The 17,811-nt window shown below is 72.7% G+C and carries 15 protein-coding genes; 8 read left to right on the top strand and 7 right to left on the bottom strand.

Features of this window, described 5'->3' with window-relative positions:
• The first annotated feature begins 39 nt into the window (after positions 1–39).
• On the top strand, positions 40–1,392 hold the full coding sequence (locus IE145_RS29610) for an MFS transporter (RefSeq protein ID WP_189528507.1): 1,353 nt from the start codon (positions 40–42) through the stop codon (positions 1,390–1,392).
• Here the strand turns inward: IE145_RS29610 and IE145_RS29605 are convergent.
• On the bottom strand, positions 1,358–2,641 hold the full coding sequence (locus tag IE145_RS29605) for a geranylgeranyl reductase family protein (RefSeq protein ID WP_189528506.1): 1,284 nt from the start codon (positions 2,639–2,641) through the stop codon (positions 1,358–1,360). The genes IE145_RS29610 and IE145_RS29605 overlap by 35 nt on opposite strands.
• Before the next feature lie 97 nt (positions 2,642–2,738).
• Between IE145_RS29605 and IE145_RS29600 the strand changes: the two genes are divergently transcribed.
• Positions 2,739–3,266 (top strand): GNAT family N-acetyltransferase, encoded by a 528-nt coding sequence (locus IE145_RS29600; protein WP_189528505.1) that lies wholly within the window; start codon positions 2,739–2,741, stop codon positions 3,264–3,266.
• Positions 3,267–3,312: 46 nt separating this feature from the next.
• On the opposite strand, the gene IE145_RS29595 is transcribed toward IE145_RS29600, so the two are convergent.
• The gene (locus tag IE145_RS29595; protein ID WP_189528504.1) at positions 3,313–4,005 is read right to left on the bottom strand and encodes a demethylmenaquinone methyltransferase; all 693 of its coding nucleotides are present in this window, start codon (positions 4,003–4,005) and stop codon (positions 3,313–3,315) included.
• A gap of 263 nt (positions 4,006–4,268) precedes the next feature.
• On the opposite strand from IE145_RS29595, the gene IE145_RS29590 reads away from it, so the two are divergent.
• The 3 genes from IE145_RS29590 to IE145_RS29580 are packed head-to-tail and all read left to right on the top strand — an operon-like array spanning position 4,269 to position 6,289.
• The gene (locus tag IE145_RS29590; protein WP_093812226.1) at positions 4,269–4,778 is read left to right on the top strand and encodes a SigE family RNA polymerase sigma factor; all 510 of its coding nucleotides are present in this window, start codon (positions 4,269–4,271) and stop codon (positions 4,776–4,778) included.
• A 9-nt stretch (positions 4,779–4,787) separates the two neighbouring features.
• The gene (locus IE145_RS29585; protein ID WP_229825942.1) at positions 4,788–5,309 is read left to right on the top strand and encodes a hypothetical protein; all 522 of its coding nucleotides are present in this window, start codon (positions 4,788–4,790) and stop codon (positions 5,307–5,309) included.
• A complete protein-coding gene (locus IE145_RS29580) occupies positions 5,306–6,289 on the top strand; it encodes a DUF3152 domain-containing protein (protein WP_189528503.1) in 984 nt (327 codons plus the stop codon). Before IE145_RS29585 ends, IE145_RS29580 begins: the two co-directional genes overlap by 4 nt.
• 71 nt (positions 6,290–6,360) lie before the next feature.
• Here IE145_RS29580 and IE145_RS29575 read toward each other — a convergent pair whose 3' ends face one another.
• From IE145_RS29575 to IE145_RS29560, 4 genes are all read right to left on the bottom strand, one after another.
• Positions 6,361–7,023, bottom strand: coding sequence for an imidazolonepropionase-like domain-containing protein (locus IE145_RS29575; RefSeq protein WP_189528502.1), 663 nt, complete (start codon positions 7,021–7,023; stop codon positions 6,361–6,363).
• Between the two features lie 11 nt (positions 7,024–7,034).
• On the bottom strand, positions 7,035–8,234 hold the full coding sequence (mqnC, locus tag IE145_RS29570) for a cyclic dehypoxanthinyl futalosine synthase (protein WP_010060965.1): 1,200 nt from the start codon (positions 8,232–8,234) through the stop codon (positions 7,035–7,037).
• A gap of 71 nt (positions 8,235–8,305) precedes the next feature.
• Positions 8,306–10,375 carry a serine/threonine-protein kinase gene (locus IE145_RS29565; RefSeq protein ID WP_189528501.1) on the bottom strand — a complete coding sequence of 690 codons (2,070 nt, stop codon included), beginning with the start codon at positions 10,373–10,375 and terminating at the stop codon, positions 8,306–8,308.
• Between the two features lie 306 nt (positions 10,376–10,681).
• Positions 10,682–11,560 carry a menaquinone biosynthetic enzyme MqnA/MqnD family protein gene (locus tag IE145_RS29560; protein WP_189528500.1) on the bottom strand — a complete coding sequence of 293 codons (879 nt, stop codon included), beginning with the start codon at positions 11,558–11,560 and terminating at the stop codon, positions 10,682–10,684.
• Between the two features lie 285 nt (positions 11,561–11,845).
• Between IE145_RS29560 and IE145_RS29555 the strand changes: the two genes are divergently transcribed.
• Both IE145_RS29555 and IE145_RS29550 read left to right on the top strand, forming a co-directional pair.
• Entirely contained in the window at positions 11,846–12,049 is a 204-nt protein-coding gene (locus tag IE145_RS29555) for a cold-shock protein (protein ID WP_003967102.1), read from the top strand.
• A 165-nt stretch (positions 12,050–12,214) separates the two neighbouring features.
• Positions 12,215–13,042 (top strand): MerR family transcriptional regulator, encoded by an 828-nt coding sequence (locus IE145_RS29550; RefSeq protein WP_189528499.1) that lies wholly within the window; start codon positions 12,215–12,217, stop codon positions 13,040–13,042.
• A 111-nt stretch (positions 13,043–13,153) separates the two neighbouring features.
• On the opposite strand, the gene IE145_RS29545 is transcribed toward IE145_RS29550, so the two are convergent.
• A complete protein-coding gene (locus tag IE145_RS29545; protein ID WP_189528498.1) occupies positions 13,154–14,374 on the bottom strand; it encodes an amidohydrolase family protein in 1,221 nt (406 codons plus the stop codon).
• Positions 14,375–14,688: 314 nt separating this feature from the next.
• On the opposite strand from IE145_RS29545, the gene afsR reads away from it, so the two are divergent.
• Positions 14,689–17,652, top strand: coding sequence for an SARP-family global regulator AfsR (gene afsR, locus IE145_RS29540; RefSeq protein ID WP_189528497.1), 2,964 nt, complete (start codon positions 14,689–14,691; stop codon positions 17,650–17,652).
• The last annotated feature ends 159 nt before the right edge of the window (positions 17,653–17,811 follow it).

Genomic DNA, 17,811 nt, shown 5'->3' with positions numbered 1-17,811 from the left:
GCGCTGGTGGCTGCCCATGCCACGCGTCCGGGACGAATCATGCCGGTGCGCTGGATTCCCGCCGCCGGGCCGGCGCGCGGCCTCGCCGTGGCCCAGTTGGTCAACTCGCTGGGGGACGGCGCCTACTACGTCTGTTCCGCGCTGTACTTCTCGCAGGTCGTCGGTCTCTCGGCGGCGCAGATCGGACTCGGCCTGACGCTCGCCTGGGGGGTGGGAGCGGTCGCGGGGGTGCCGCTCGGCGCCCTGGCCGACCGTCGAGGGCCGCGCGGGACGGCCGTCGCGCTGGCCCTCGCCACCGCGGTCTGCGTGGCGGCCTTCCTCGGGGTGCGGTCGTTCCTCCCGTTCGTGCTCGCGGCCTGCGCCTACGCCACCGCGCAGTGCGGGCTGGCCGCCGCTCGGCAGTCGCTGCTGGCCGGGCTCGTGGGGAAGAGCGAGCGGACCGGCGTACTCGCGCATCTGCAGTCGGCCCTCAACGCCGGACTGGCACTGGGGGCGGCGCTCGGCGGGCTGGCCCTGCACGTCGGTACGGCCGGCGCCTATCTCACGGTCCTGACCCTGGACGCCGTCGCGTTCGCGGGGTGCGCGCTGCTGCTCGCGCGGCTTCCGGAGCCAAGGCGTAGGACGGCCCCGGCACCGGCAGAAGGGGACCCGGCGGAGGGGGGCCCGGCACCGGTCCCGTCCGTCCTGCGGGACGGGCCGTACGCGCTCGTCGCGGCGCTCAACATGGTCATGCTGCTCCGGATGCCGCTGATCAGCGTGGCCGTTCCGCTCTGGATCGCCGGGCACACCACGGCACCCGGCTGGACCGTCTCGGCACTCCTGGTGCTCAACACAGGGGCCGTGATGCTCTTCCAGGTCCGTACGGCCGCCGCCGTACGCGATCTGCCCAGTGCCGTGCGTACGGTCCGCAGCGGTGGGGTCCTGATGCTGCTCTCGTGCGCCGTCTTCGCCGGTTCCGCCCTGGACGCGCCCCTGTGGGCGCTGTTCGCGGTGCTGCTGGTCGCCGCCGGGCTTCAGGTGTGGGGCGAGATGCGGCAGTCGGCGGGGGCGTGGCAGATCAGCTTCGACCTCGCCCCGGCCGGGAGGCAGGGCCAGTACCAGGGGTTCTTCGGGGCGGGGGTGCCGGTCGCCAGGATGCTCGGGCCGCTGCTGCTGACCACGCTGATCGTCACGTGGGGGCCGCCGGGGTGGCTGGTGCTCGGGGCGCTGTTCCTCGGCGCGGGGGCTGCCATGGGCCCGGCGGTGCGGCGGGCGGAACGAAACCGCCCGACCGCACCGGTCGTGGCTTCCGTCGTGCCTTCGGAGCCACCCTCGACAGGCCGTTTCGGGCCTTCGGAGCCACCTTCGACAGGCCGCTTCAGGCCTTCGGAGCCACCTTCGACAGCCCGTTGATGATGCGGTCCATCGCGTCGCCGCCCTGCGGGTCGGTGAGGTTGGCGAGCATCTTGAGCGTGAACTTCATCAGCAGCGGGTGGGTCAGGCCGCGCTGGGTGGCGACCTTCATGACCTTCGGGTTGCCGATCAGCTTCACGAAGGCGCGGCCCATCGTGTAGTAGCCGCCGTAGGTCTCCTTGAGCACCTTCGGGTAGTTGTTCAGGGCCAGTTCACGCTGGGCGGGGGTGGCGCGGGCGTGGGCCTGGACGATGACGTCGGCCGCGATCTGGCCGGACTCCATGGCGTACGCGATGCCCTCGCCGTTGAACGGGTTGACCATGCCGCCCGCGTCGCCGACCAGGAGGAGGCCCTTGGTGTAGTGCGGCTGGCGGTTGAAGGCCATGGGGAGGGCCGCGCCCCGGATGGGCATCGTCATGTTCTCGGGGGTGTAGCCCCAGTCCTCCGGCATCGAGGCGCACCAGGCCTTGAGGACCTCGCGCCAGTCCAGCTCCTTGAAGGCGGAGGAGGAGTTGAGGATGCCGAGGCCGACGTTGGAGGTGCCGTCGCCCATGCCGAAGATCCAGCCGTAGCCGGGCAGCAGCCGGTCCTCGGCGCCGCGCCGGTCCCACAGCTCCAGCCAGGACTCCAGGTAGTCGTCGTCGTGGCGGGGCGAGGTGAAGTACGTACGGACGGCGACGCCCATGGGGCGGTCCTCGCGGCGGTGCAGGCCCATGGCGAGGGAGAGCCGGGTGGAGTTGCCGTCGGCGGCGACGACGAGCGGGGCGTGGAAGGTGACCGGGGTCTTCTCCTCCCCGATCTTCGCCTCGACGCCGGTGATGCGGCCCGTGCGCTCGTCGCGGATGGGGGCGCCCACGTTGCAGCGCTCGTACAGCCGGGCACCGGCCTTCTGCGCCTGGCGGGCCAGTTGCTCGTCGAAGTCGTCGCGCTTGCGGACCAGTCCGTAGTCCGGGTAGGAGGCCAGCTCCGGCCAGTCGAGCTGGAGGCGGACGCCGCCGCCGATGATGCGCAGGCCCTTGTTGCGCAGCCAGCCCGCCTCTTCGGAGATGTCGATCCCCATGGCGACGAGCTGCTTCGTGGCGCGGGGCGTGAGCCCGTCGCCGCAGACCTTCTCGCGGGGGAAGGCGGTCTTCTCCAGCAGCAGGACGTCGAGTCCGGCCTTGGCGAGGTAGTACGCGGTCGTGGACCCGGCGGGGCCCGCTCCGACGACGATGACATCCGCGCTGTGCTCGGAGAGGGGCTCGGTCACGGTCGGATCTCCCGAAGACTCGAATTCGCGTGCCGCGCGGCACATGTCCCGTGCAGTCTATGGGGGCCTGCGAATCAACCCTCCGAAGGGCTCCCTCATGTCGATCGCGCCTGCCACGCCCCACGCTTCGGCCCCCGCCGTACGCCTCCGTGTTCCGACCGACGAGGATGCCCTGACCTGGTACCGGGTCTTCGACGACCCCGAGGTGATGGAGTTCTTCGGCGGCCGCCGGGCGGACTTCTCCGTGTACGAGGAGCTCACCGCCCGCCAGCGCCGCCACGACGCCGAGCTCGGCTACTGCCTGTGGACGCTCACGGACGAGGCGGACACCGTCCTCGGCTTCACCGGGGCGCAGCCGTGGCCGCACACGCATTACGGGCCGGTCGGCGCGGTCGAGATCGGCTGGCGCCTGGGGCGTACGGCATGGGGGCGCGGGTACGCCACCGCCGCCGCCCGCGCCGCGCTGGAGCGGGTGCGGGCGGCCGGGGTGGACGAGGTGGTCGCGATGATCCACTCCCGTAACGCCCGGTCGATGGCGGTCGCGGACCGGCTCGGGATGCAGCGGGCCGAGTCGTACGAGACTCCGCGCGGCGCGGAGGCGGTCTGCTTCCGGCTGGAGCTGTAGGACCCGGAAGCGCGGATCCGAACGAGGGGTCCTGGGCCGACAGGACCTAGGCGCGGGTGGCCCGGTGCAGGGCCACCACGCCGCCGGTCAGGTTGCGCCACGCCACCTTCGACCAGCCCGCCTTCTGGAGCAGTGCGGCGAGGGCGGGCTGGTCGGGCCAGTCGCGGATGGACTCGGCGAGGTAGACGTACGCGTCCGGGTTGGACGACACCGCGCGGGCGGCCGGCGGGATCGCCCGCATCAGGTACTCCGTGTAGACCGTGCGGAACGGGGTCCAGGTCGGCTGGGAGAACTCGCAGATCACCACCCGGCCGCCGGGCTTCGTCACCCGGTACAGCTCGCGCAGGGCGACACCGGTGTCCTGGATGTTGCGCAGCCCGAAGGAGATCGTGACGGTGTCGAACGTCTCGTCCTTGAACGGCAGCCTCATGCCGTCGCCCGCCGTGAACGGCATCCACGGGTGGCGTTCCTTGCCCACCTGGAGCATGCCGAGCGAGAAGTCGCACGGAACGACGTAGGCGCCCGCCTTCACGAAAGGCTGCGAGGAGGTCGCCGTACCGGCCGCCAGGTCGAGGATCTTCTGCGCGGGGCGGGCGTCGACCGCCGCCGCGACCGCCTTGCGCCACAGCCGGGCCTGGCCGAGCGAGATCACATCGTTGGTCAGGTCGTAGTTCGCCGCCACACCGTCGAACATCGAGGCGACTTCGTGCGGCTGCTTTTCCAGGGAGGCTCGGGTCACTCTTCCATTCAAGCAGCCGCGCCACCGGTATCAGTGAGGGCGGTCGCCCGCGACGGCCACGCGCCTGCTGGAACAGCAGGCGCGGGAGCCCCAGCCGGCGGGACGGCTCCGACCGGCACGGCGACGGGGCAGGCGACGGCGCACACCCCGTCTCGAACTGATCTTCACTCCTCTTCAACCTTTTCGGCACACGGGTGCTCTGTAACGGGTGGGGGTCGAGGAGAGAGAGGGGAGGGCGGATGCCGGCAGGGGCTCAGCCCGCCATGGCGGACGGCGAGCGCGCCGCGTTCGAGGCGTACGCCAGGACCGGGCAGCGTCGGCTGTACCGGACGGCCTACCTGCTGTGCGGAGACACCGAGGGTGCGCAGGACCTGACGCAGACGACACTGGCCAAGCTGTTCCAGCACTGGCGCAGGGCGAGCCGGGCGGACAACCTCGACGCCTACGCCAAGACCGTGCTGGTGCGCACCTTCGTGGCCGAACGCCGTCGCTCCGTACGGGATCTGCTCGCCCACAACCGCAACGCGCCCCGCCCGCACCCCAATCCCGCACCGGGCGCCGACCTCCGGGTCACCCTGCTCGCCCTCCTCGCCGAACTCCCGCCCAGAGCGCGGGCGATGGTCGTCCTGCGCTACTGGGACGATCTGAGCGTGGAGACCGTGGCGTCGCTGCTGCGGTGCAGCGAGTCCACGGTGAAGAGCCAGTGCTCGCGTTCACTCGTCCGCCTGCGCGCCCGGATGGGCGACGTCCAGCTCTACTCCACGGGAAGCTGAGGGCCGGTCATGTCACTTGAACCGCACGAGCACCTGCCGCGCCGCAATCGTGACGGAGAGCCGGTCCGGGACGAGAAGCAGGCCCGGGACGAGGAGTTGTTCCGTGACGCCCTGCACCGGACCGTCGGCACCCTGTCCCTCCAGCCCGATCTGGTGTCCGACGCCGTACGGGAGGGCCACCGGCGGCGGTCCAGGAGGCGGGGGTTCGCGGTCGCGGGCGCCTTCGTCGCGGTCACCGCGCTGACCCTGGGACTCTCCGCTCTCGGCCCCCGGCTGCTGCCGGGAGGGGACACGGGGCCCGCCGCGCCCTCGGTGCCGGCCGTCTCCCGCCCCGCCCCGCCCCCCGCCGCCTCATCCACCCCGTCCCCCCGACCTACGGAGCAATCCCCCGACATGCCGAGCCCCACCACCCCCGCGCCGACGGAGTCCGAGGCCGTGCCGCCCGCGCCCCCCGGGCCGCCCACGCCCTCCCTGTCGGCCCCGCCCGGGCCCGGCCCGGAGGAGACCCGGCACCCGGAGGGCCGATCGTGACGCGCCGCCGCACGACCGGGACGCTGCCGCCCGCGTACGGGGAACCGGTCCGCGACGAGGACACGTTCCGGCTGCGCGTGCCGCCGCCCCGGGCCCCGTCGGCTCCCGCTCCCCGGTCCCGGGCGGCGGCGCGGTCACGGATGCGGCGACGGCAGCGGAGCCGGCGGCGGGTGCTCGCGTCGGCCGTGCTGGTGCTCGCGGTGGCGGCGGGCGCGGCGCTCCTCCTCGGCCGCCCCTGGCTCCACGGGGGCGGCCCGGCCGACGCGGCCCCGGCACCCTCCCGTACGGCCCCGGCCGGCGGACCGGACAACGCGTCGAAGCCGCTGGAGGACGCCCCCGAACCCACTCCCCCGCCGGCCCCGACCCCGTCGGCCGAGGCCGACGCGGGTACCGACGCCGACGCCCCCCGGGCCGAGGACATCCCCGCCTCGGGCCCCGGCACGTTCACCGTGGCCCGCGCGGGCGTCACGTCGGGGGGCAGGGGCAGCGCCTACCGGGTGGAGGTGGAGAACGGCATCGGCGTCGACCCCGACCGGGCCGCCGAGGACATCGCCGCGGTCCTGGCCGACCCGCGCGGCTGGAGCCACGGCGGCGAGCACTCGTTCCGCCAGGTCGCCGACGGGCCGGCCGGGCTGGTGATCCGGATCGCGACCCCGGCGACCACGGACCGGATGTGCGGCGCGTACGGCCTGAACACGCGCGGCGAGGTCAACTGCCGGGGCGGCGAGAAGGTGATGGTCAACCTGAAGCGCTGGCAGCTCGGTTCACCGCAGTTCGACGGGCCCGTCTCCGAGTACCGGGCGCTGATCGTGAACCACGAGGTCGGCCACTGGCTGGGGCACGGCCATGAGACCTGCCCGGGGAAGGGGCGTCCCGCGCCCGCGATGATGCAGCAGATCAACGGGCTGAAGGGCTGCGTCGCCAACGCCTGGCCGTACGACGCGAAGGGGCGCTACCTCGGCGGCCCGAAGGTGCCGTGACGCCCGCCGGGGCCGCCTGGAGGCGACGGGCGGCCCCCGGGTGCGTGAGCCGGCCCCGTACGGAAGCGGCCTCAGCGGGCGCGGTGCACCAGCCGCCCCGCGAGCACGGTCGCCACGCAGGGCCGGGGGCCTCCCCCGTACAGCGCCGCCTCGTCGGGCACGTCGAAGACCGCGAGGTCGGCCCGGCCGCCCACGGTCAGCGGTCCGTGCGCCGTACCGGCCAGATCGCCGCCCGCCGCGAAGGGGTCGAGGCCGGGCACGCCGTGCGGTACCGGAACTGGCGGCGGCGCGACCCGGACGACGACCAGCCCCGACCGGGAGACGGCCGTCCGCAGCGCCGGGTCGTCCGCGCCGAACGGGCCCGCCACATGCGTGGTGCCGTGCCGCAGCATCCGCTGGAGCCCGCGCCGTACGCTGCCGGCCCGCCGGGTCGCGTCCATCGTCACCGCGATCCGCTCGAAATCCTCACCCCACAGCGGGAGTTCGCCGAGCTCGTCGGCCTCGCGCGGGTCCGGGTGGTAGCAGCGGGTGAGCAGCTCCCGGGCCCGGTCCTGGCGCAGTCCGGGGGCGAGGAGGCCGGGCCAGCGGCGGACGCGGGCGGCCGGGTGCGCGGCGGCGACCTCCTCGTACGGGCCGAGGGCGGCGATCCGGTCGCCGTCGACCGCGACGGCACCGTCCACCACGGCCGCCGCGCCCACCGGGAGGACCAGGGGCGCGGCATGGATCGTCAGCACGGGGCGAGGGCCTAGTTGGCGTTGAGGAGCTTCAGCTCCGGGTGGGCCGTGCCGCCCTCGATCGCGGTGGACGAGATGTGCGAGACGACGCGCTCGTCGACCGGGTCGTTCGCCGGGTCGTCGTGCACGACGAGGTGCTCGTACGTCGTGGCGCGCTGGGCGGGGACCCGGTCCGCCTTGCGGATCAGGTCGATGATCTCCAGCCGGTTGGAGCGGTGCTTGGCGCCGGCCGAGGAGACGACGTTCTCCTCCAGCATGATCGAGCCGAGGTCGTCCGCGCCGTAGTGCAGCGACAGCTGGCCGACCTCCTTGCCGGTGGTGAGCCAGGAGCCCTGGATGTGGGCGACGTTGTCGAGGAAGAGCCGGGCGATGGCGATCATCCGCAGGTACTCGAAGAGCGTGGCCTGCGTGCGGCCCTTCAGCTTGTTGTTCTCCGGCTGGTAGGTGTACGGGATGAAGGCGCGGAAGCCGCCGGTGCGGTCCTGGACGTCCCGGATCATCCTCAGGTGCTCGATGCGCTCGGCGTTGGTCTCGCCGGTGCCCATCAGCATGGTGGAGGTCGACTCGACGCCGAGGCCGTGCGCGATCTCCATGATCTCCAGCCAGCGCTCGCCGGACTCCTTGAGCGGGGCGATGGCGGTGCGCGGCCGGGCGGGCAGCAGTTCGGCGCCCGCGCCGGCGAAGGAGTCGAGCCCGGCGGCGTGGATGCGGCTGATGGCCTCCTCGGCGGAGACCTTGGAGATCCGGGCCATGTGCTCGATCTCGGAGGCGCCGAGGGAGTGGATGACCAGCTGCGGGTACGCCTTCTTGATCGCGGAGAAGTGCTCCTCGTAATACTCCACACCGAAGTCCGGGTGGTGGCCGCCCTGGAACATGATCTGGGTGCCGCCGAGCTCCACGGTCTCCGCGCAGCGGCGCAGGATGTCGTCGAGGTCACGGGTCCAGCCCTTGTCGGTGGCCTTGGGCGGGGCGTAGAAGGCGCAGAACTTGCAGGCCGTGACGCACACGTTGGTGTAGTTGATGTTGCGCTCGATGATGTACGTCGCGATGTGCTCCGTACCGGCGTAGCGGCGGCGGCGTACGGCGTCGGCGGCGGCGCCCAGCGCGTGCAGCGGCGCGGACCGGTAGAGGTCGAGCGCCTCCTCCGGGGTGATCCGACCGCCTTCGGCGGCTCGGTCGAGGACGGGCTGAAGGTCGGCCTTCTCGGTCACCGGGCTGTCACCTTTCGGCGGGTTTCTGAGGATCCACGGACCGATCCAGCCTACGCCAGCCCCTTGCGCGATCAGTCGCCGGACCGGGTGAGCTTCCCGTACGGGAGACCGGCGGCGCGTTCCTTCGAGCGGTAGCCCAGGGTGCCGTCCTCGGCGAGGCGGAAGACCAGGTCGGCCTCGGTGGTGGTGCACAGGCCGGGGGTGCTGGGGCGGTCCGGATCGGTGGCCTCGCGGATGTTCAGCTCCTTCGCGGTGCCGGAGGTGAGGGTGCCGACGCTGTTGCAGGTGACGGTGAGGCCGAGCTGGGAGATGGTCGTGCTCATCCGGACGACCCGCTCCCCGCGCTTGCCCTCGGTGAAGACGGCGGTGAGCGTGCCGTGGGGCTGGCCGGTGGTCTTCTCGGTGACCGGGCCCTTCCAGGTGCCGACGTACGCCTTCGGCAGGGCGGCGACCGGGGGCTCGCTCGCGCCGCCGTCGGACTCGGCGGGCGTCGGCTTCTCCCCCGCCGGCGGGGGTGCGGTGGAGGTCGCGGCCGACGGGTTCGCCGCGCTGTCGTTGCCCTGGTCGGCGTCGCCGCCCGGGAGGAGGCCGTCGAGCAGCCCCGTGCCGAGGGTGACGGCGGCGAGCGCGCCCGCCACGGCCAGGGCGACGGTGCAGCTGACCCGGCGGCCGCGCCGCTCGCCGGGGGCCTGCCGGTTCTCGGCGCTGACGGTCAGGGAGAGGCGGGGGTCGCCGCCGCGCTGCCCCGGCAGCCCGCCGGTGTCGTGGGTGCCGCGCGTGCCGCCGCCCTGCCGGTAGGTCCCGGCGTGCGCCGGGGGCGGGGGGCCGGCGGGGGCGGACGTGGCCCGCGGAGGCATCGGGGGCGGAGGAGGGGGCGGCGTCCCGTAGTCGTCCTGACCGTCCTGCGGATGCGGCGTCCCGTAGACGTCGTCCTGGGGGTGCGGCGCCCGGAACGGCACGTCCTGCGGCGCCTGCTGGGATGCTTCCCGGGGGGCCTCCTGGGGCACTTCCCGCAGGGCTTCCGCCGGATGGGGTGTCCGGTTCGGCGCTTCCTGTGAGGCTTCCCGCGGACGGGGTGCCCCGTACGGCGCTTCCTGCGGGTTCGCGGCGGGCGGGCCGAATTCGCCGGCCCGGCCCGGCGCCGCCTCCCCCGGCCGGGGCCGGGGGCCGGGCCCCGGCTGCCCCATCCCCGCTCCCAGCGACGCGCTGCTGAACGGCACCGGCCCCGACTGCACCGGCGCGTCCTGCGGCTCCAGGTCCAGCAGCGCCACCGCCGACCGGCTCACCTCGCGCACCAGCCGGCCCGGCAGCCAGCCGCCCGCCACCATCGCCGCCGCCCCGCCGGGGGCGAGCGCCCGGGCGAGGTCGGCCGGGGCGGGCCGGTCCGCCGGGTCCTTGGCGAGGCAGCCCGCGACCACCTCGCGCAGTTCGCCCTCCAGATCGCCCAGCTCGGGTTCCTCGTGGACCACCTTGTAGAGGAGTACGGCGGAGGAGTCGCCCGGGAAGGGGGCGGCGCCCGTCGCCGCGTACGCCAGGACCGCGCCCAGCGAGAAGACGTCGGCCGCGCCGGAGACGTCCCGGCCCCGGATCTGCTCGGGCGCCATGTAGCCGGGCGAGCCGACGGAGACCCCGGTGGAGGTGAGCGAGACGGTGGCGCCGAGGGCACGGGCGATACCGAAGTCGATGAGGCGGGGGCCGTCGAGGGCGAGCAGCACGTTGGAGGGCTTCACATCGCGGTGGACGATCCCCTGCCCGTGGACGACGGCGAGCGCCTCGGCCAGGCCCGCGCCCAGGGTGCGCACCGCGTGTTCGGGCAGCGGACCGTGCTCGGTGATCGCCTGGGAGAGCGGGGGGCCCGCGACGTAACCGGTGGCCACCCACGGCACCGGGGCGTCCGGGTCGGCGTCCAGGACCGGGGCCGTCCACTGGGCGCCGATGCGGCGGGCGGACTCCACCTCGCGCCGGAACCGGGCGCGGAACTGCTCGTCGAGGGCGAAGTGGGGGTGGACCACCTTGACCGCGACCGTACGTCCGCCCGCGCTGCGGCCGAGATAGACCCGGCCCATCCCGCCCGCGCCGAGCCTGCCGAGCAGCCGGTAGGCACCGATGGTGTGCGGTTCGCCCGCTTCCAGCGGCTGCATATGGACTCCCCCTGTGAACCCTGTGATCCCTGCGGATGATCCCTGCGGACGGTGAAACCGTGGACGGTAATCCCTGTGGTCGGTCCGGACCCGGACCGAAGCCTAGGGGGCGCCCCCGGCGTGGTCACCGGGAAACGGCCGGACCATTCCCCCTTCTCCGGTCAGGAGGGGACCATTTCGCCCCGGGGAAAGGCGCGAATGTGTTGTTCCGCGACCCACCATTCACTGCCCCGCGCGCCTATCCGGCAGACCTGTTCCGGGAAGGGGATAAGGGAATTCCTTCCTTTCCGGGAGGGGCTGCCGGCTTCAGACGTCGAGCAGCTCCACCCGGACGTCCGCCGGGTAGCCGGTGTCCGCGCCCGTACGGCGGGCGAACTCGCGGACGCCGGCCAGCTGGTCCGGGCCGAAACGGAAGTCGAGCGTCGTGAAGTACTGCTCCAGCACCTTCGCGTCGAAGGCCTCCCAGCGGGCTGCCTGCTCCGCGACCTTGGTGACCTCCTCCAGCGAGAGGTCCCGGGAGGCCAGGAACGCCTCGTGGACCTGGGCCGCCCGGTCGGGGTGCGCGGCGAGGAAGTCCTTGCGGGCCGCCCAGACGGCGAAGACGAACGGCAGCCCCGTCCACTCCTTCCACATCTGGCCCAGATCGTGGACCTGGAGCCCGAGCCGGGGGGCGTCGTGCAGGTTGGCGCGCAGCGCGGCGTCGCCGATCAGCACGGCCGCGTCCGCCTCCTGCATCATCAGGCCCAGGTCCGGCGGGCAGGTGTAGTAGTCGGGCCGGACGCCGTAGCGCTCGGCCAGCAGCAGCTGGGCCAGCCGCACCGAGGTGCGGGAGGTCGAGCCGAGCGCCACCCGGGCCCGGTCGAGCTGCTCCAGCGGGAGCTGGGAGACGATCACGCAGGACATGACGGGCCCGTCGCAGCCGACCGCGATGTCGGGGAAGGCCACCAGGTCGTCGGCGTTGCGCAGGTACTCCACGAGGGTGACAGGGCCGATGTCCAGGTCTCCCCCGATCAGCTGCTCGCTGAGCCGCTCCGGCGTGTCCTTGGAGAGCTCCAGGTCGAGCAGGGTGCCCGTCCGCGCCAGGCCCCAGTAGAGGGGGAGGCAGTTCAGGAACTGGATGTGGCCGACGCGGGGCCGGCTGCGACGGTCGTCGCCTTCGCGGGGGGAGACGGTTGAATTGTCCACATCGCGAGGCTAGACCCGCATCCGGCCACGAGCACCACCGGGGCCCGTGCGGCCCCTTTTCACGGGCCTCTCGCGGAGCGCCCGGCGGGGCGATCAAACCTTCGGGTGAAGTGATCTTTCCCTCTACCGCTCTCCGGAGACTGCGTGCTAGGCTCGCCCGCAAGTTGCAGTTTGGTTTCCCTTGCAGTACAGAGCCTGCGGAGCATGTAACCCGCAGGCTTTTGTAGTTTTCAGACTTGTTTGCAGGTTCTGGAGCAGGGCAACCCTTTGGCCCAAGGAGGGCTTATGGCTACCGGAACCGTCAAGTGGTTCAACGCTGAAAAGGGCTTCGGCTTCATCGCCCAGGACGGCGGCGGCCCGGATGTCTTCGTTCACTACTCCGCGATCAACGCGTCCGGGTTCCGCTCCCTCGAGGAGAACCAGGTCGTGAACTTCGACGTCACTCAGGGACCCAAGGGTCCGCAGGCTGAGAACGTCACCCCGGCCTAGTTGCCCGGGTCGGTCGATCGCGGCCGCACATAGCAGCACCCAAGGAGCCCCGCTCCCCCGCTTCGGCGGAGGAACGGGGCTCCTGCCTGTAGAGAGCCCGTGCACGGCCCGCAACCCGGTACCGCTTGACCTTGACCCCGTGTGAAGGGGTGCTGTGGAGCCATCATGTTCACCATCGGAGACTTCGCCAGGTACGGGCGGGTGTCGCCCCGGATGCTGCGTCACTACGACGCCATCGGGCTGCTGCGCCCGGACCGTACCGACCCCGCCACCGGCTACCGCTTCTACGGCGCGGCCCAGCTCGCGCGGCTCAACCGGATCATCGCGCTCAAGGACCTCGGCTTCACGCTCCAGCAGGTGGGGGCGGTCCTGGACGAGCAGGTGGGCCCGGAGGAGCTGCGCGGCATGCTGCGGCTGCGCCGGGCGGAGCTGGCGGAGGCGGTGGCCGCCGCTTCGGCGCGGCTGGCCCGGGTCGAGGCGAGGCTCCGGTCGATCGAGAGCGAGGGGCGCATGCCTGCCGACGACATCGTGATCAAGACCGTTTCCGCGGTCCGGGTGGCCGAGCTGACCGGGACGGCCGCGAGCTACCAGCCGCAGGACATCGGGCCGGTGATCGGCCCGCTGTACGAGCGGCTCTTCCCGCTCCTGGAGGGCGCGGGCGTCCGGCCCACCGGCCCCGGGATCGCCCGGTACGAGGACGAGCCCGGGGGTGGCGGCGGGATCGTCGTGCACGCCGGGGTGACCGTGTCGGCGCCGGTGGGCGCGGTCGGGGACACGGGGGTGCGGGTGGTGGAGCTGCCGCCGTTCGAGGCGGCGACGATCGTGCACCGGGGCGCGATGGACGACGTGCTGCCGGCGGTCAACACCCTGGCCCGCTGGCTGGAGGCCAACGGCTACCGCTCCACGGGGTACGCCCGCGAGGTCAGCCTGGAGTGCCCGCCGGACCGGCAGCAGTGGGTGACGGAGCTTCAGGAGCCGGTGGCGAAGGCCTGACGCGGCCGCCGTACGAGGAGGGGCCACGGTCTCGTCCCCGTACGGGGAGGGGCCACGGTCTCGTCCCCGTACGGGAAGGGGCCACGGTCTCGTCCCCGTACGGACCGAGGCTCACGCTCCCGCCCAGAGCCCGTCCTCGGTGAGTCCCAGCAGCTCGATGGCGTTGCCGCGGACGATCCGGTCGACGACGTCCGGGGCCAGGTGGCCCATCTGCTCCTCGCCGACCTCGCGGGAGCGGGGCCAGGTGGAGTCCGAGTGCGGGTAGTCCGTCTCGTACAGGACGTTGCCGACGCCGATCGCGTCGAGGTTCCTCAGCCCGAAGGCGTCGTCGAAGAAGCAGCCGTGGACGTGCTCGGCGAAGAGTTCGGACGGCGGGCGGTGGACCTTCTCGGCGACGCCTCCCCAGGCGCGGTTCTCCTCCCAGACCACGTCGGCGCGTTCCAGGATGTAGGGGATCCAGCCGATCTGGCCCTCCGCATACATGATCCTGAGGTTGGGGAAGCGCTCGAACTTGCCGCTCATCAGCCAGTCGACCATCGAGAAACAGCAGTTGGCGAAGGTGATGGTGGAGCCGACGGCGGGCGGGGCATCGGCGGAGGTGGACGGCATCCGCGACGAGGAGCCGATGTGCATGGCGATGACGGTGCCCGTCTCGTCACAGGCCGCGAGGAACGGATCCCAGTCGTCCGCATGTATGGACGGAAGCCCCAGATGGGGAGGTATCTCGGAGAACGCGACGGCGCGTACGCCCCGCGCGGCATTGCGCCGCACCTCGGCGGCGGCGAGCTCCGCGTCCCACAGCGGGACGAGGGTGAGCGGGATGAGGCGGCCGTGAGCCTCGGGGCCGCACCACTCCTCGACCATCCAGTCGTTGTACGCGCGTACGCCGAGGAGCCCCAGCTCGCGGTCCTTGGCCTCGGTGAACGTCTGCCCGCAGAAGCGCGGGAAGGTCGGGAAACAGAGCGCGGACTGGACGTGGTTGACGTCCATGTCGGCGAGCCGGTCCGGGACCGAGAAGGAGCCCGGACGCATCTGCTCGTAGGTGATGATCTCCAGCTTGATCTCGTCCCTGTCGTGGCCGACGGCGGTGTCCAGGCGGGTGAGCGGGCGGTGCAGGTCCTCGTACACCCACCAGTCGCCGACCGGACCGTCGTCGCCCTTGGCGCCCATGACGGGCGCGAACTTTCCCCCGAGGAAGGTCATTTCCTTCAGGGGCGCGCGGACGACGCGCGGACCGGAGTCGGCGTACCGGGACGGGAGCCGGTCCCGCCAGACGTGAGCGGGCTCCACCGTGTGGTCGTCCACCGAGATGATCTTCGGGAAGGTCTCCATGCGTTCCAAAGTAGCGCCGATCTGACGAACCGTCAGCTATCTGTGCGGGCATGGACGTGGGACCCGGCGGCGCGCGCGCCGGGGAGCATGCGACGGGGCGTGGTTCCCGAATCGTTGTCGAGGGCTTGTGCAGAGCGTCACCCACTGCTGACGAGTCCGCCCGAGACAAGGCAGACTGTTGAGCGCGATACCAGCGGTACCGCGCCATCCGGATGCACACCGCACTTCGGCGCACGGGGGACATTCGGGCGCGGGCACCATCGCAGGATCCGCAGCCGAGCGGGACCGGCAGGCGAGCAGGACAGGGGGCATCAATGGACCGTGACAGCGGGCCACGCGTGCGCGTACCGGAGCAGCGTGCTCCGGAGAAACCGGGTACGGCGGACGCTCTCAGGTTCACCGTGCTCGGCCCCGTACGGGCCTGGCGGGGCTCGGAGCTGCTCTCGTCCGGCTCGCCCCAGCAGCGTGCCCTGCTGACCGCGTTGCTGCTGCGCGAGGGCCGGACGGCCACCGCGGGCGAGCTGATCGACGCGTTCTGGGGCGAGGACCCGCCCTCGCAGGCGCTGGCGACGATCCGGACGTACGCCTCCCGGCTGCGCAAGATCCTCGGCCAGGACACACTGGTGAGCGAGTCGGGCGGGTACGCGATCCGGATCGACCGGGGCGCGCTGGACCTGACTCTGGCGCAGGACCTGTCGGCCGAGGCGGAGAAGGCGCGGGCGGCCGGGGACCGGTGCCAGGCGCGCACCCTGATCAACAAGGTGCTGGGCCTGTGGGACGGTGAGGCGCTGGCCTCCGTGCCCGGCCCGTACGCGGACAACCAGCGGACCCGGCTGGAGGAGTGGCGGCTCCAGCTCACCGAGACGCGGCTCGACCTGGACCTGGAGGTCGGCTGCCACGCGGAGGCGGTCTCCGAGCTGACCGCGCTGACCGCGGCGCACCCGCTGCGGGAGCGGCTGCGCGAGCTGCTGATGGTGGCGCTGTACCGGAGCGGCCGGCAGGCGGAGGCGCTGGCCGTGTACGCGGACACGCGCCGCCTCCTCTCCGAGGAGCTGGGCGTGGACCCGCGCCCCGAGCTGGCCCAGCTCCAGCAGCGGATCCTGCGCGCGGACGAGGAGCTGGCCCGCCCGGCGGACGAACCGGCTCCCGCGCCCGCGCCGTTGAAGCCGGCGCAGCTGCCCGCCACGGTGCCCGACTTCACCGGCCGCTCCGCGTTCGTGTCGGAGCTGGGCGGCCGGCTGGCCACGGCGGAGGGCTCGGTCATGGCGGTCTCCGCGGTGGCGGGGATCGGCGGGGTCGGCAAGACGACCCTGGCCGTGCACGTCGCGCACCAGGCCCGGAAGCACTTCCCGGACGGGCAGCTGTACGTCGACCTCCAGGGCGCGGGGGCGCGGGCGGCGGAGCCGGAGACGGTCCTCGGCTCGTTCCTGCGCGCCCTCGGCACGGCGGACTCGGCGATCCCGGACACGCTGGACGAGCGGGCCGCGCTGTACCGCTCGACGCTGGACGGCCGCCGGATCCTGATCCTGCTGGACAACGCCCATGACGCGGCCCAGATCCGCCCGTTGCTGCCCGGTACGCCGGGGTGCGCGGCGCTGGTGACGAGCCGGGTGCGGATGGTGGACCTGGCCGGGGCGCATCTGGTGGACCTGGACGTGATGTCGCCGGAGGAGGCGCTCCAGCTCTTCACCCGGATCGTGGGCGCGGAGCGGGTGGGCTCGGAGCGGGAGGCTGCCCTGGACGTGGTGGCCGCGTGCGGCTTCCTGCCCCTGGCGATCCGCATCGCCGCCTCCCGCCTAGCGGCGCGCCGCACCTGGACGGTGTCGGTCCTGGCCGCGAAGCTCGCGGACGAGCGGCGCCGGCTGGACGAGCTCCAGGCGGGGGACCTCGCGGTGAAGGCCACGTTCGAGCTCGGCTACGGCCAGCTGGAACCGGCCCAGGCCCGCGCCTTCCGCCTCCTGGGCCTCGCGGACGGCCCGGACATCTCCCTGGCCGCGGCCGCCGCCCTCCTGGACCTGGACCCGCACGCGGCGGAGGACCTCCTGGAGGCCCTGGTGGACACGAGCCTGGTGGAATCGGCCGCCCCGGGCCGCTACCGCTACCACGACCTGGTGCGCCTCTACGCGCGTGCGTGCGCGGAGCGGGACGAGCGGGCGGCGGAGCGGGAGTCGGCGTTGTCGCGGCTGCTGGACTTCTATCTGGCCACGGCCGCGGGGGTGTACGCGCTGGAGCGGCCGGGGGACCGGACCGTGGACCACCTGGAGGCGACGGAGTACGAGGGGCTCTCGTTCACCGACCACAAGCACGCCCTCGACTGGCTCTACGCGGAAGCGGGGTGCCTGCTCTCCTGCGTGCAGCAGAATCGTGACGCTGCGTCGGTCCGGCGGGCTGTGGGCCTTCTGCTGGCTTCGAAGGATCTCGCCGAGTCCGGTGCGAACGCGCGTCAGTTCGAGTCCGCGGCCACCGTGGTCAGGGACGCGGCCGTGGACGTGGGCGACCCGTACGCCGAGGCTCGGGCGCGGACGACGCTGGCGCAGGTGCACAGCATGGCTGGTCGTTTCGACGAGGCGGAGGGCGAGGCCCGCAGGGCCATGCTGCTCGCCCCGTCGGTGGACGATGTGTGGACCCACTGCAATGCGCCGAACGAGCTGGGAATCATCGCCGGTTACCGCAACCAGCAAGGCGAGGCCGAGACCCTGCTGAGGCAGGCGTGCACGGCGTTCCGCGCAGACGGGAACCAAGCGGGCGAGGCCAGCGCTCTGTGCAATCTGTCCCGCGTCCATCTCGCCATGGGCCGGACCGACAGTGCGGTGAAGCTGGCAGAGGAGGGCGTGGCTCTCTACAACCGTATGGGCCTCACCCTGCGGCTGGCGAACGGCCGCTACGCCTTGGGGCTGGCTCTGGCACGTGCGAACCGTCCGGAAGAGGCGGAAGGGCGGCTCACCGAAGCCCTGGCCGTCTTCCGGGAAAGCCGCCAGCGCCTCTGGGAGGGAATGACGCTGTTCCGGCTGGCCGAGGTGCAACTCACCGCAGGGCAACCGGCGCAGGCAGCCGCGCTGGCGGAGCAGGCGCTCACCGTGCTGCTCCACATAGGCGGAGAGTGGCGCCGCGCCAATGTGCTCACCGTGCTGGGCCGGGCTCTGCACGGCATAGGACAGGCCGACCGGGCGCAGGTCTGCTGGCGGGAGGCGCTCTCCGTCTTCGACCAACTGAAGGCCCCCGAGAGCGAGTCGGTCTCCCTCCTGCTCGCCTCGACGAGGTCCCCCAGCGAGGGCTGACAGCACGTTCATCGTTCGTTTATCGGCAGCGTGCAGTCTTGCTCCCGTCGACACGTCGCGTCGGGGGGCAGACGTTTCGGCAGTGGAACCGAGCACTAAGACGTCGTTTCTTATGGCGTGATCGTTCGTTGATCCGTGCATGACGGATCTGGTTGAGCG

Origin of the sequence: Streptomyces sindenensis, from assembly GCF_014649035.1 — a bacterium.
Taxonomy (GTDB): Bacteria; Actinomycetota; Actinomycetes; order Streptomycetales; family Streptomycetaceae; genus Streptomyces; species Streptomyces sindenensis.
This window is presented reverse-complemented; position numbering and strand designations above follow the sequence as displayed.